The sequence below is a fragment of the Roseibium aggregatum genome, assembly GCF_017309185.1.
Lineage (GTDB): Bacteria > Pseudomonadota > Alphaproteobacteria > Rhizobiales > Stappiaceae > Roseibium > Roseibium aggregatum_B.
This window is the reverse complement of record NZ_JAEKJZ010000007.1, coordinates 101,747-114,551: the sequence shown is the minus strand read 5'-3', so window position 1 is coordinate 114,551 and position 12,805 is coordinate 101,747. Positions and strand designations below refer to the sequence as shown.

The following is a 12,805-nucleotide window of genomic DNA, read 5'->3' as shown; positions in this document are numbered from 1 at the left end:
AACGAATAAAACCGAAGACTGTGATCTGTTTTGGCGATCAAGGAGGAAGTCATGTACCGGCCCAATCTCCGTCAACTCGAGTTTCTGGTCGCCCTGAATGCCGAGGAGCATTTCGGACGGGCGGCGGAGCGTTGCCATGTGACCCAGTCCACGCTGAGTGCCGGGATCAAGGAGCTGGAGGAAGGTCTCGGCATCGCGGTCGCCGAACGGACCCGGCGAAACGTCAAGCTGACGCCGCTTGGCCGGGATCTCGCCGGACGCGCGCGGCAGATCCTTGCGGATGTCAGAGCGTTTTCGGACCACGCCTCGGCGCAAAGCGGCGTGCTGTCCGGAGACTTCAGAATTGGCGCCATTCCGACCCTTGGGCCTTTTCTGCTGCCGCAGGTCCTGCCCTGCATCCGGCGGCAGTATCCGCAACTGCGTCTTTACATGCGCGAAGCGGTAACCGACGATCTGCTTGAAGACCTCCAGGCGGGAAAGCTCGATGCGGTCCTGATCGCCTTGCCTTACGAAGTCGGCGACCTGGCTGTCTTTCCGATGTTTGAGGACAATTATCATCTTGCCGTTCCGACCGGCCACGCCTTGTCACATTGCATGGTTGCGGGGGAGGACGATGTCGCCGGCCTCGGGATGATGCTGCTCGAAAAGGGGCATTGCCTGCAGCGGCACGCGCTGTCCTCCTACCAGCCCAAGGGCCCGCTGCAGGACAAGACGTTCGAGGCGACCAGCCTGCCGACCCTGGTGGCCATGGTGGCGGAGGGACTCGGGACGACACTGCTGCCGGATATTGCGGTTCAGGCCGGCGTTACGCGAGGCCACGAGGTCGATCTGGTTCCGCTGAAAGGCGCCTTGCCCAGGACCGTCGCGCTGACATGCCGCAAGCACTCGCCCCGGCGCGAGGAAATCCGACAGCTCGCCGAGTTGATTGCAAAGGCCCATTCAGGTGCCGTTTCGTCCGAGTGAAACGGAACGCCCGAACTCATTCGCGAAGTGTCCGGCTCTTCAGATGACCGGTTCGGGTTCTTCGTCCCGCATCAGCAGCAAGGCTTTGAGGGGATCGTTCGCGCCAACAAGATCTTCCAGCGTCAATCCCTCGAGAGCGCCGTAAAAGGCGCCAAGCGCCACTGAGAGCGCGGATTTCAAGCGGCAGGCGAGGGCCAGCGGGCAGGTGTTGTGCGCAGCCTGAAAGCACTCGGCAAAGGCGGTCGTGTCCTCGAAGGCCCGGATCACTTCACCAACGTTGATCTCTGAAGGCGTTCTGGCCAGCATGATGCCGCCCCCGCGACCGCGGGTGGTTTTCAGATACCCCTTCTGGGAAAGAAGGTGAACCACCTGCGCGATATGCGTTTCCTTGGCATGGCAGGCCCGGGCGATATCCCCTTTGGTGACGACCTTGTCCGGGTTGACGCCACAAAACATGAGGGTGCGCATGGCTAGGTTGGTGCGTGTGGTCAGGCGCATATTTCTGGTATCCATTTAAAGATGTATCTTTGATACACATTTTTATGAGCCGGTGCAATCAATGCGTCTTTTTTTGTCTGTTCGAGCAGTTTGACCTTGCCGGTCAGATCTGAAAATGACTTCGCTCACCAGGAGAAGTCTGGTTTGATATTGGAAAAGTTGTTTAATATCAGTATTTTGTCTTCTTATGCGACAACTTGCCCTATTAAATTTCGAAGATGCGAATGTTTTTACGTATGGAAATTGACAGGCTTCGATGTTAGCTCTCCCTCAAAGATGTATTTCAAATATATCTTCAATTTGGAGCAATCAGATGGACCTCGACGTCGTTGAGCTGTCACGCCTGCAATTCGCGATGACGGCCATGTATCATTTCCTGTTTGTGCCGCTGACACTTGGTTTGTCGATCCTCGTGGCCATCATGGAAACCGTTTATGTCATGACCTCCCGGCCGATATGGCGCCAGATGACCAAATTCTGGGGAACGCTGTTCGGGATCAATTTCGTGCTCGGTGTGGCCACCGGAATCACCATGGAGTTCCAGTTCGGCATGAACTGGAGCTACTACAGTCACTATGTCGGCGATATTTTCGGCGCGCCTCTGGCGGTGGAAGGGCTTATGGCCTTCTTCCTCGAAGCGACCTTCGTCGGCCTGTTTTTCTTCGGCTGGGACAAACTCTCCCGGCGCGGGCACCTGACCGTCACCTGGCTGGTGGCACTGGGGTCCAATTTCTCCGCGCTCTGGATTCTGATCGCCAACGGCTGGATGCAGAACCCGGTCGGGTCGGTGTTCAATCCGATGTCGATGCGCATGGAGATGACCAGCTTCTACGACGTCGTCTTCAACGAGGTCGCCCAGGCGAAGTTCGTTCACACGGTCTCCGCCGGATATGTGACGGCAGCCGTCTTCGTGCTCGGCGTCTCCGCGTGGTACCTCCTCAAGAACCGGCACGTCGAGCTTGCCCGCCGTTCCATTGCGGTCGCCGCGAGTTTCGGCCTGGCCTCCGCGCTGTCCGTGGTCGTTCTGGGGGATGAGAGCGGCTACTCCGTGACCCACTCCCAGAAAATGAAACTCGCCGCGATCGAGGCCATGTGGGAAACCGAGCCGGCGCCCGCTGCCTTCACCGCCTTCGGATTTCCCGACCAGGAGGCCCGGGAAACCCATTACGCCATCCATATCCCTTACGCGATGGGACTGATCGGCACCCGCTCGCTGACCCACGAGATACCCGGCATCAAGGAATTGGTCGAGGATGCGGAGACCCGCATCCGCTCCGGGCTTATCGCCTATGAGGCGCTGATGCAGATCCGCTCCGAACGCGAAGCCGCGCCAGAGGCCGTCAAGGCCCGGTTCGAGGACCATGGCGCCGATCTCGGGTTCGCGCTTCTTCTCAAGCGCTACGTCGACGATCCGCTTCAGGCGACGGACGAAGAGATCTCACTGGCCGCAAACGACACGGTTCCGACGGTCTGGCCGCTGTTCTGGGCCTTCCGGATCATGGTCGCGCTCGGTTTCGGCTTTATCGCGGTGATGGCCTATTTCTTCTACGTCGCAAGCTTCAGGAACATGACCTTTCCGCGTCCGGCCCTGATGCTGGCGGTGATCATGATTCCGGCGCCCTGGATCGCCGCGGAGCTCGGCTGGTTTGTCGCCGAATTCGGCCGTCAGCCCTGGACGGTCGACGGTGTCTTGCCGACGGCGCTTTCGGTCTCGCATCTGAGCATCACCCAGGTTGCCCTGACGCTCGCCGGTTTTGTGGCGCTCTACAGCACCCTGTTCCTGATCGAGATGGGCCTGATGATCAAATACATCCGCAAGGGGCCGTATCTCGACATGCCCATTTCCGGCAACCGGCCGGATGCCCCGACTTCTGAACCTACGCCCGGACGGACATCCGGTCTGCAGCCGGCGGAGTAACGAAAATGATCCTGCACGAACTCATCGATTTCGAAACCCTGCGTGTTATCTGGTGGCTTCTGCTCGGCGTCCTGCTGATCGGGTTTGCGCTCACGGACGGATTTGACATGGGCGTCGGCGCGCTCCTGCCGTTCGTGGCCAAGACCGATCTGGAACGCCGGGTCGCCATCAACACGATCGGACCGGTCTGGGAAGGCAACCAGGTCTGGTTCATTCTGGGCGGTGGCGCCATCTTCGCCGCCTGGCCGCCACTCTACGCGGTCAGTTTCTCCGGCTTCTATCTGGCCATGTTCCTGATCCTGGCTGCTCTGATCCTGCGTCCGGTGGGTTTCAAGTACCGGTCCAAGCGGGACAGCGCGCGCTGGCGGCAAGGCTGGGACTGGGCACTGTTCGTCGGCGGCGCCGTGCCGGCTCTTGTCTTCGGCGTCGCGGTCGGAAACGTGCTCCAGGGCGTGCCCTTCCGGCTGACGGAAGATCTGATGCCGCTCTATGAAGGCTCTTTCTTCGGGTTGCTCAATCCCTTCGCGCTGCTGACCGGCCTGACATCCCTGGCGATGCTTGTCATGCATGGCGGCGCCTGGCTGTCGTTGAAGGCGGACGGAGCTGTCGCGGCGCGGGCGCGCATCTACGGCAGCTACGGCGCGGCGGGATCGATCGCGGGTTTTGTGCTTGCCGGCCTCTGGCTGGCGATCGGGTTGGACGGCTATGCGTTAGCGGGCCCCAACGTGACGGATGGTCCGTCCAACCCGCTTCTTTCCGAGGTGATGCACGGCGGCAGCTGGCTTGCCGCCTATGCGGACCGGCCCTGGATCGCCATTGCTCCGGTGCTCGGCCTCGCCGGAGCGGCCCTGACCTATCTCGGCTTGAAGGCCGGGCGGGAGGTGAGCACGCTTCTGGCCTCGAAACTGGCGATTTTCGGCATGATCTCGACGGTCGGGCTGACCATGTTCCCCTTCATTCTGCCGTCGACCATCGATCCGCGCTCGTCGCTCACCGTCTGGGACAGCTCATCGTCCCACCTGACCCTGTTCGTCATGCTGGTCGCGACCGTGATCTTCATGCCCCTGATCCTCGCCTACACGGCCTGGGTCTACAAGGTGCTGTGGGGAAAGGTCACCGAGGACAGCGTCAAAAACAACGAAGAAACAGTCTACTAAAAGAGGAGGAAACCCCATGTGGTATTTTACCTGGATACTCGGACTGTTCGCGGCCGCGATCTTCGCCGTCGTGAACGCCATGTGGCTGGAAATCCAGCAGGACAATGCCTTGCTCGCGGACCGCACCGGTCCCGCCGGACCGTCTCACGGAAAGGGGGCCGCCGATGGGTGATTTCAACCTCGACAGGCGGCGTTTCCTGACGCTGGGCGCCTTGGGCGGCGGTGCCGCGGCTGCCGGTCTCGCGTCAGCTTCAAATGCCGGAGCCGCCCCGGTCAAGACTGCGGCGAAGATCCTGATCCTCGGCGCGGGGGCCGCCGGAACCGCGCTGGCGAACCGGCTATCGGCGCGTCTCGACGGCGCCCGGATCACCTTGCTCGATCCGCGCCAGGATCATTACTACCAGCCCGGTTTCACGCTGATCGCGGCTGGGTTGAAGCCGGCAGGCTACTCGGTGACCCGGACAGCCGACTGGCTGCCCCGGACGGTTGACTGGATTTCGGAAGGTGCCGCCGAAATCGATCCCGATGCGAAGCAGGTGACCACCACATCCGGCAAGACGCTCGGCTACGACTACCTGATCGTGGCGACAGGCATCGAGCTGGACTACGACGCGATCGAGGGCATGTCGCTGGATCTGATCGGGGCCGACGGGATCGGCTCCGTCTATGCCGGTCCGGACTATGCGGCCAAGACCTGGGCGGCGATGGACGCGTTCACGGACAAGGGCGGAACCGGCCTGTTCACGCGTCCGGCCACGGAAATGAAATGCGCCGGAGCGCCGCTGAAGTATACGTTTCTGACCGACGATTACGCGCGCCGGAAAGGCACGCGCGGCAAGGTCGAAATCAAGTATGCGGCGCATTCGGCAGCCTTGTTCTCGGTTCCGATCGTCAACGAAAAGGCCAGAATGCTCTTCGAGGACCGCGGTTTCGATGTGACCTACCACCACGTCATGACCGCGATCGATCCGGGCCGCAAGACGGCTTCCTTTCGAACGCCCGACGGGACAACCGAGATCGGCTTCGACTTCATCAACGTCATCCCGCCGATGCGTGCCCATGACGTCGTCAAGAACAGTCCGCTGTCCTGGAAGACCGGGAAATGGGTCGGGGAAGGCTGGGTCGAGGTCGACAAGCATATGCTCCGGCATCCCCGTTTTCCCGAGGTCTTCGCCGTTGGCGACGTGGCCGGCGTGCCCAAGGGAAAGACGGCGGCCAGCGTCAAATGGCAGGTCCCGGTCATCGAGGATCACCTGGTGGCTCAGATCGCCGGGGGGGAGGGGACCATGGCCTACAACGGCTACACCTCCTGTCCGCTGATCACCCGGATCGGCCGGGCGATGCTGGTGGAGTTCGACTACAACAACAATCTGACTCCGTCCTTTCCGGGCATCGTCGCCCCTCTGGAGGAGCTCTGGATTTCCTGGCTTTTGAAAGAAGTCGCGTTGAAGGCGACCTACAACGCCATGCTGCGTGGCCGGGCCTGACAAGGGAGGAAATGCGCCATGAAAGATCTGACACCCGGCATGATCGTTGCCGTTCTGGAGGAAGTCTTCGGGCCGGCGGTGTTCTGGGCGATGGTGGCCACCGCCGCGATCGTCACGCTTGCCTATCTCTATGTGCTGGTCCGGGACCGTTCGATGTCCATGCGCAAGTTCCTGATGGCCCAGTTGTCCATGCCTTTCGGGGCCGTGGCGGCCGTCTGGTTCGTGCAGGTCATGACCCATTCCAGTCACAGGGATCTGGGCGGTCCCATCGATGTGATCGTCTATCTCGGGGTCGCCGTCATCGGAGCGATCGGAGCAGCCATTCTGGTCTACACGCTTCAGTCGCTTCTTCGGGGCGCGCCGAAACAGGAGCAGGAGAGGTAGCAAAATGGCCGGCAGTCAGACAATCGGTTCCGAAGTGGCGGTCTCTCGGCTCGAGCATTATCCCGTGACCTTTTTCGCGATCGGCATGGGCATGCTCGGTCTGACGCTGGCCTTGCGGGCGGCGGAGCATGGCTGGCACCTGCCGGTAACGACCTCCGGCGCGGTACTCGCATTGTCCTGCGTTTTGCTGGCGGCCGTTGCCTTCGGGTATCTGCTCAAGGCGATCAAGGTTCCGGGCGCCGTCGCCGCGGAGTGGCGGCATCCGGTCAAGATCGCCTTTTTTCCGACCGTCTCGATCTCATCGATCTTGCTCTCGATCGCTTTTCTGCCGCTTGTCCCGGGACTCGCGCATTTTTTCTGGATTGCCGGAACCCTGGTCCAGGGGGGGCTGGCGCTGGCGGTCATCGGCAGCTGGATAGGCCACAGGCCGTTCCAGACGCCACATCTGTCGCCGGCCTGGTTCATTCCGGCCGTCGGCAATGTGCTTGTGCCGATTGCCGGGGTTCCTCTCGGCTACACGGATCTGTCCTGGCTGTTCTTCTCGGCGGGGCTGATGTTCTGGATCGTTCTGCTGACACTGGTCATGAACAGGCTCGTCTTTCACGACCCGTTGCCGGGCCGGCTTGTGCCGACGCTAAGCATCCTGATCGCACCTCCGGCTGTCTGTTTTGTGTCCTGGACCCACCTGAGCACCGAGCCGGGTGCCTTTGGTCAGATCCTTCTGGATCTGGGCTATGTGTTCTTTCTGATCGTGCTCACCCAGGTTCCCCGTTTCCGCACGATCCCCTTTGCCCTGTCCTGGTGGGCGCTCTCGTTTCCGGTGGCCGCGCTGTCGATCGCCAGCTTCGTCCACGCACAGGCCGCCGGATCGGACGCCCATCGCCTCATCGGCACCGGACTGCTGGCCGTGCTTGCCGCCGTCATCGCCTTTCTGCTGTTCCGCACCGGACTTGCAATCGTCCGGGGGGAAATCTGCCAACCCGAATGAAACTAGGAAGAGGAGACATATCCATGAAAGTAGCACATCTTGCCGCAGCCCTTCTGACGGGCGCCATGCTCGCCGCCACACCGGTCAAGGCCGATGAAGCGGGCAAGCTGGTGACGGTTCTGACCGCGCCGGAACCGCAAACGCAGCTCATGGCCATGGTGCTGACCATGCAGTCCATCCAGCAAAAGGCCAAGGCGCAGATCCTTCTGTGCGGCCCGGCCGGGGATCTGGCGCTGAAAGACGCACCGGCAAGCGCCACCGCACCCCAGAAGCCCAAGGATATGAGCCCGCAGGGGTTGATGAAGAAGATCATCGGCACAGGAGCGAAGGTCGAGGTCTGTGCGATCTATCTGCCCAACAAAGGCGCCTCCGCCGATGTGTTGATCGACGGTGTCGGTGTGGCGAAACCGCAGGATATGGCGGCCAGCCTTCTTGCCGAGGATACGCGCATCCTGTCCTTCTGATACCTGCTCCCGCGAGGACAGCTCATGACGGGCGCCGGATAAGACCTATCCGGCGCCCGTCAGCCGGTAGGGGACAATGCCGCGCTGGCCGGGATCGATGACCGGGTCCTTGTCGATGGCGGGGAAGGCGCGCTGGTCGCAGTCGTCGCGCGGGCAAATGCGGCAATTGACGCCGATGGGTTCCGGTTTTGTCGTCCCGCCGACCGCCAGTCCATCGGCGTAAACGATCGCATCCGCATATTGGATCTCGCAACCGATGCCGAGGGCATAGCGGCGCTCGCCCGTCAGATAATCCGTCTGGTGCTTGGTGACGCTGGTGGCGATGCTGAGATACTGAACGCCGTCGGGCATCTGCGCGACCTGGGCGGTGAACTTGTTGGAGTTCTGCTCAAAAGCCTGGTGTACGTTCCAGCGCGGGCAGGAGCCGCCGAAACGGGCAAACTGAAACCGGGTGGCGCTGTGCCGCTTCACCACATTGCCGGCGCGGTCGATCTTGACGAAGTAGAACGGCAGGCCTTTGGCGCCGGGCCGCTGCAGGGTCGAAAGCCTGTGGCAAACGGTTTCGATACTGGCATCCATCTGGTTGGACAGCATCTGAATGTCGTGCCGGCACCGGGTCGCTGCTCGCAGGAAATCGCCATAGGGGAGGAGCAGGGCGCCGGAGAAGTAGTTTCGCAGGGCCAGCCGGGCGATGCTTTCCGCCGAACCGGAATTGAACTTTCCGCGGTCGACTTCCTCGGAAATGAGATCCTTCACGCACAGTTCGGCGATCGCGGAACCCAGAAGCACGTTCCTGGTCGACTGCGGGATGGCCCGGTAGATGAAGATCTTGCGGGTGTAGTCTTCCTGGCGGATCAGCGTGCCCTGGTAGTCCGGGTTCAGTTCCACGGAGATGTCGAACCGTTTCCGGAGCCAGGCCGTCAGCCTGTCGAATTTGGACGGGGCGTTCTGCAGGCTGATTTCATAGGAAAGCTTTTCCGCCGCCCGGTCGAGTGAATCGATGTAATTGTCCATGTAGTGGAAATAGTCGCGGACCTCGTCATAGGCGGACTTCCGGATGCCGGACGCCGTGTCGTAGGCTCCGCCCGTGTGCACGAGTTCGTCTTCCAGCACATTCCGGTCGTGGTAGCTCCTGAGTGCGCCGTACAGATCCATGATCGCCTTGGTGACGCCGGGCGCGCGGGTGACAAGTTCCTGAATTTCCTGCCGGCTGACCGTGGACGTGTGAAACTGGGTGTCGGCGAAGACTTCCTGCAAATCCTGGACGACCCGGTCGAGGTCGTTCTTTTCGAAGGCTGCGAGATCGACCCCGAAGATCCGGTTGATCGTCAGGAGAACGGAGGCCGTCACCGGCCGGTTGTTGTTTTCGATCTGGTTTACGTAGGCGGTTGAAAGACCGATCTTTTTTGCAAAATCGGTTTGGGAAAGACCGAAGTCCGTCCTGATCTGGCGCAACGTGTGCCCGGAGTAAAGTTTTCGGCTCAAGACGGGCCCTCATGACTGGCGTCGTCGACGCGGTTCATCCGATCGGCCCCGGCCGATGCCCCGGGTCCAATCAATCAAATTGCAAAGATTTTGCAATATGCTTTATTCTCTTTAACATTTTACAGCATAACCCCTTTGGGCAATAGTCCTTTTCGTCAGGGAGGAACCCGAGGTCAGGGAGGATCCCAGGGGCGGGCTCAGAACGGAGGTTCTTTTTTTGAGTCCGCAACCTGGGGCCAAACAGACCGGGAACGGGCCGAAAGCCGCAGGAGCGAGATCGCATGCGGCGAGAGGCCTGAAAGTTCCAGTGTCCGGTGCCGGCTCGGGGCAGTCACAACCGTGTCTCCAAGCCGGACGATTGCGCGACTTTTCAAGCCGCCGCGGCAAAAGCCTTCCGCACCCTGAAGGAACATCCGAGCGGGCGGGGACCGGTTCAGACGTCACCCTTCCGTTGAATGTTGCAACGACTTGTAGCGAATGCGGGCAAATCGCGATCGGGGAGAGGCCTCAGGCACCATTCCCGGCAACTGCCCCGGGAGAGAAGGACAAGAACGATGACTGCACATTTTGCCCCACAGACCTGCGCCACCCAGGGCCGGAGCCATGCCGCCGTTGCAGGGAACATCCATTGGCCGGTCAACCTGAGTGAGCGGATGACGCCGCGCCAACTGGAAATCATGCTGATGCTGGCCGAAGGCAAGGTCAACAAGCAGATCGCCTATGAGCTCGATGTCTCCACGGCAACGGTCAAGGTCCATATCCGCAACGCGATCACGCGGCTCGGCGCGAAAAACCGGATGAACGCCGTCGCCATTGTGGCGGCCAACAGCGTCGTTTTCCAGAATTCGGTCGCCTGCGCCGCCTGAAGCATGGGCCTCCGGGGCCGTTCGATGGTGAGATACGCCAGGTACGCGGGCCTTTCCTGAGGCCGGTGGAGCTTTCCTCCTAAGCGGCGCCGGCTTTGGCGCCAAGGGTGGCGGTCGCGACGGATTCAATTGCGGCGGCTTGACTTGCTTCAAGCTCTTGTGGACGAACGATCAGAACATAGAGCATCGTGAAATAGAGGCTCTTTGCGCAGACCGTGGCGGATTTCACCAGTGCGTCCAAGCTAAAGCTGATGGACAGAAGCAGGAGCGAAGGCAGCGTATTGACTTCAAGGCTGCCGAATTGCGCCAGGAACGCCTGTGGCAGGTGATCCGCGTAAACGTAACCGGCGGCGCCGCCTCCGAACAGCCCGAGCAAAATACCGCCCGCAAAGAGCGCTGATACGAGACTGCCCGCGAGATCGATGCCGATGACACCGGCGAGGGTTTCCGGCACATGGGCTCGCAATTCCTTGAGACGCTGGACAAGCGTTCTGACCGAGGCGTTGTCAACGACGATTCCCGATATTCCGAAGTTGGACACCAGGTCCCATACTTCGGTGACGGCGAACACCAGGATTGCGAGAAAGAAGCCCAGAATTCCATTCTGCTTGCTTTCCGAAACGTGCCGCACAATGGCGCTGACAAATCCGATGAAAAGCAGCGCGAAAAGGTTGCGCATCAATGCGTGGGCGACGGCCGGGCCGCTCGACCTTCCCGAGGTGAGGGTGTCGTACCCTATTTTTGACACTGCGGCCTGAAGCAGCGTTTGGACGATCGTCTCCATAGGCAGGTAGATCATGGCGATCAGCATCAGCGGGAACGCGCGATCCCAGTCCCTGGTGACAAAGGCGAGGAAAAGCAGGTAGAGCAAGAGCAATGCGCGGCCGAGTTTGACGGCGAAAAGCACCAGAAACGGCACGATCGTCAGTTTTTCCTGTCCGAGGACCGCAAGCGAGGTCTGAAGCAGCCGGCCAATGCGGCTACAGCTCGGTCCGAGCGCGGACAGCAGTCTTGAAATGATTTCCATGAAGGTCTCCAGCGTCCGGCTCGGGTTTGCCCACCCGCACAGGCGGGCGGGAGGTGGAGCAGGGTTCGAAATGGCGGGCTATTCGACGGTCACGGTAAGCTTGCGCACGACCCGGTCGCCTTCGGCAAAATAATACCGCAACTCGTAGGTGCCGGGGTCTTCCGGAACGGGTACGGAAAGAGGATTGCCTTCGCCGGTCTCCGCCATCGTGACGATATGCGGCAGCGGCTCACCCGGACGGGAGAAGGCGATATAATCCTTCGGGTTCGTGGTGCCGTTCCAAAGCACGCTTATTGTTTCACCTACCTTTGCGGTTGGCGGCGCCTTCAGGCTCAGGTTCACGTCCTCGACCGTGACCGCCCTGGCCGACAGGATCGTGCGGGGATCCGTGTTGGCGATATAGCGAACCTCGTAGGAGCCGGGTTCTGACGGAAGCCGCAAATGTCCGTCGGGAGCCTCGGCGGTTTCAAAAAAGAACGTGTATTCAGGCAATGGCGCACCGGAGCGCGCTATGCCGATGTGATCGCCGGGATTGTTCGGGCCGCTCCATTCGACCTGAACGGATCCCCCCGCCTTGACGACATCCGGCAGGATCAGGCGCGCCGTTGCCTCGACGATGTCCAGCGGGGCACGGGCCAGCACTTGCCCGCTCGCGTAGTCGACATAGACCAGTTCGTGCCGGCCGAGTTCCGGTGCGACTTTCAGCGGGACGGGATTGCCCTCACGCAGGTCGGCGCTGGCGAGCAAGTCACCGCTGCCGGCACCTTGAGGGACCAGAGCGACAAAGTCGCCCTCTTTTCCGGGCCCCTGCCAGGAAACGGATATGATCTCTCCGGCGTCGGCTTTCCGCGGCGCGGACAGGTCAGCTTTCTTTGGCTCTGGCTCCGGGCCCGGCGTTGCCACGGCATTCAAAGCCTCGCCAAGGCTCGCCGCATTGTTGGCGCTGTGGTAGGTGCCGCCGGTTTCGGCTGCGAGACACTGAAGCTGCCGGCGGGTCTTGTCGTCGGCGATGTCGAAGCCAACAACGTGCACCGTGAAATCGACGCCGCTTTTTTCCAGCTCTTTGCCGACGACGCAGGGGTCGAGGTCACATGTTTCCTCGCCATCGGAAATCAGAATGACGCTGGCCTTCTCCTCGGTGTGGCGCAGCGCCTTGGCTGCCTGCAGAACGGCGGCGGAAAGAGGCGTTTTGCCCTTGGGACTTATGGCGTTGACGCTGGTGACGATTGCATCGCGCTGTCCGCTCGCAGGTTCGATCAGGTTTTCGATATCGTTGCAGTCTCCCTTGCGCCGGTGACCGTAAACCGTCAGGCCGAGTTCCATTTCCTCCGGCAGGCTTCGGATGAGATCGCCGACGACGTCCTGGGCGATGGAGATCTTTGCCTTGCCGTCGATCTGTCCCCACATGGAGCCGGAGGCATCGAGAACAAGCGTGGTTTTCGGGGTGGGGCTTTCGGCGGCTGCCCGCACCGGAAGGCACAAAGGCAGGAGAGCGAGAACCAGCAAGGTTTTTGAAAACTTCATCTTAGCATTTCCTGAAAACTAAAACGGATTAATTCGAAATTTCG

Annotated in this window: 13 protein-coding genes; 9 read left to right on the top strand and 4 right to left on the bottom strand. The window is 61.0% G+C overall.

All coding sequences use genetic code 11. The features are described 5' to 3' along the window. Positions 1-51 precede the first annotated feature (51 nt). Complete coding sequence (locus tag JF539_RS24615) at positions 52-963, top strand: hydrogen peroxide-inducible genes activator (RefSeq protein WP_207143468.1); 912 nt, start codon at positions 52-54, stop codon at positions 961-963. Between the two features lie 39 nt (positions 964-1,002). Here the strand turns inward: JF539_RS24615 and JF539_RS24610 are convergent, their stop codons facing one another. Next, a complete protein-coding gene (locus tag JF539_RS24610; protein WP_209017576.1) occupies positions 1,003-1,476 on the bottom strand; it encodes an RrF2 family transcriptional regulator in 474 nt (157 codons plus the stop codon). A gap of 298 nt (positions 1,477-1,774) precedes the next feature. Between JF539_RS24610 and JF539_RS24605 the strand changes: the two genes are divergently transcribed. Genes JF539_RS24605 through JF539_RS24575 form a run of 7 tightly spaced genes read left to right on the top strand, consistent with a single transcriptional unit; the run spans position 1,775 to position 7,859 of the window. Further along, positions 1,775-3,379: a cytochrome ubiquinol oxidase subunit I gene (locus tag JF539_RS24605; protein ID WP_207143466.1), complete on the top strand. Its 1,605-nt coding sequence runs from the start codon at positions 1,775-1,777 to the stop codon at positions 3,377-3,379. A gap of 5 nt (positions 3,380-3,384) precedes the next feature. Continuing rightward, positions 3,385-4,536 carry a cytochrome d ubiquinol oxidase subunit II gene (cydB, locus tag JF539_RS24600; protein WP_207143464.1) on the top strand — a complete coding sequence of 384 codons (1,152 nt, stop codon included), beginning with the start codon at positions 3,385-3,387 and terminating at the stop codon, positions 4,534-4,536. A gap of 16 nt (positions 4,537-4,552) precedes the next feature. Further along, a complete protein-coding gene (gene cydX, locus JF539_RS24595) occupies positions 4,553-4,708 on the top strand; it encodes a cytochrome bd-I oxidase subunit CydX (protein ID WP_207143463.1) in 156 nt (51 codons plus the stop codon). Next, positions 4,701-6,023, top strand: coding sequence for an NAD(P)/FAD-dependent oxidoreductase (locus tag JF539_RS24590; protein ID WP_207143461.1), 1,323 nt, complete (start codon positions 4,701-4,703; stop codon positions 6,021-6,023). The genes cydX and JF539_RS24590 overlap by 8 nt, the downstream gene beginning before the upstream one ends. An 18-nt stretch (positions 6,024-6,041) precedes the next feature. Next, complete coding sequence (locus JF539_RS24585) at positions 6,042-6,407, top strand: DUF5368 domain-containing protein (protein WP_207143459.1); 366 nt, start codon at positions 6,042-6,044, stop codon at positions 6,405-6,407. 4 nt (positions 6,408-6,411) lie between these two features. Beyond that, entirely contained in the window at positions 6,412-7,395 is a 984-nt protein-coding gene (locus tag JF539_RS24580) for an SLAC1 anion channel family protein (protein ID WP_207143457.1), read from the top strand. 23 nt (positions 7,396-7,418) lie between these two features. Then, positions 7,419-7,859, top strand: a complete 441-nt coding sequence (locus JF539_RS24575) for a hypothetical protein (protein WP_207143455.1) — start codon at positions 7,419-7,421, stop codon at positions 7,857-7,859. A gap of 45 nt (positions 7,860-7,904) precedes the next feature. On the opposite strand, the gene JF539_RS24570 is transcribed toward JF539_RS24575, so the two are convergent. Beyond that, the gene (locus tag JF539_RS24570) at positions 7,905-9,344 is read right to left on the bottom strand and encodes a helix-turn-helix domain-containing protein (RefSeq protein ID WP_207143453.1); all 1,440 of its coding nucleotides are present in this window, start codon (positions 9,342-9,344) and stop codon (positions 7,905-7,907) included. Between the two features lie 554 nt (positions 9,345-9,898). Between JF539_RS24570 and JF539_RS24565 the strand changes: the two genes are divergently transcribed. Next, the gene (locus tag JF539_RS24565; protein WP_207143451.1) at positions 9,899-10,210 is read left to right on the top strand and encodes a helix-turn-helix domain-containing protein; all 312 of its coding nucleotides are present in this window, start codon (positions 9,899-9,901) and stop codon (positions 10,208-10,210) included. A 79-nt stretch (positions 10,211-10,289) separates the two neighbouring features. Here the strand turns inward: JF539_RS24565 and JF539_RS24560 are convergent, their stop codons facing one another. Both JF539_RS24560 and JF539_RS24555 read right to left on the bottom strand, forming a co-directional pair. Next, positions 10,290-11,237 (bottom strand): hypothetical protein, encoded by a 948-nt coding sequence (locus JF539_RS24560; protein WP_209017575.1) that lies wholly within the window; start codon positions 11,235-11,237, stop codon positions 10,290-10,292. 78 nt (positions 11,238-11,315) lie between these two features. After that, the gene (locus tag JF539_RS24555) at positions 11,316-12,761 is read right to left on the bottom strand and encodes a vWA domain-containing protein (protein ID WP_207143449.1); all 1,446 of its coding nucleotides are present in this window, start codon (positions 12,759-12,761) and stop codon (positions 11,316-11,318) included. Between the last annotated feature and the right edge of the window lie 44 nt (positions 12,762-12,805).

Coding starts and splice junctions, on each gene's coding strand:
- JF539_RS24615 (WP_207143468.1), top strand. CDS start 52: ATGTACCGGCCCAATCTCCGTCAACTCGAGTTTCTGGTCGCCCTGAAT.
- JF539_RS24610 (WP_209017576.1), bottom strand. CDS start 1,476: ATGGATACCAGAAATATGCGCCTGACCACACGCACCAACCTAGCCATG.
- JF539_RS24605 (WP_207143466.1), top strand. CDS start 1,775: ATGGACCTCGACGTCGTTGAGCTGTCACGCCTGCAATTCGCGATGACG.
- cydB (WP_207143464.1), top strand. CDS start 3,385: ATGATCCTGCACGAACTCATCGATTTCGAAACCCTGCGTGTTATCTGG.
- cydX (WP_207143463.1), top strand. CDS start 4,553: ATGTGGTATTTTACCTGGATACTCGGACTGTTCGCGGCCGCGATCTTC.
- JF539_RS24590 (WP_207143461.1), top strand. CDS start 4,701: ATGGGTGATTTCAACCTCGACAGGCGGCGTTTCCTGACGCTGGGCGCC.
- JF539_RS24585 (WP_207143459.1), top strand. CDS start 6,042: ATGAAAGATCTGACACCCGGCATGATCGTTGCCGTTCTGGAGGAAGTC.
- JF539_RS24580 (WP_207143457.1), top strand. CDS start 6,412: ATGGCCGGCAGTCAGACAATCGGTTCCGAAGTGGCGGTCTCTCGGCTC.
- JF539_RS24575 (WP_207143455.1), top strand. CDS start 7,419: ATGAAAGTAGCACATCTTGCCGCAGCCCTTCTGACGGGCGCCATGCTC.
- JF539_RS24565 (WP_207143451.1), top strand. CDS start 9,899: ATGACTGCACATTTTGCCCCACAGACCTGCGCCACCCAGGGCCGGAGC.
- JF539_RS24560 (WP_209017575.1), bottom strand. CDS start 11,237: ATGGAAATCATTTCAAGACTGCTGTCCGCGCTCGGACCGAGCTGTAGC.
- JF539_RS24555 (WP_207143449.1), bottom strand. CDS start 12,761: ATGAAGTTTTCAAAAACCTTGCTGGTTCTCGCTCTCCTGCCTTTGTGC.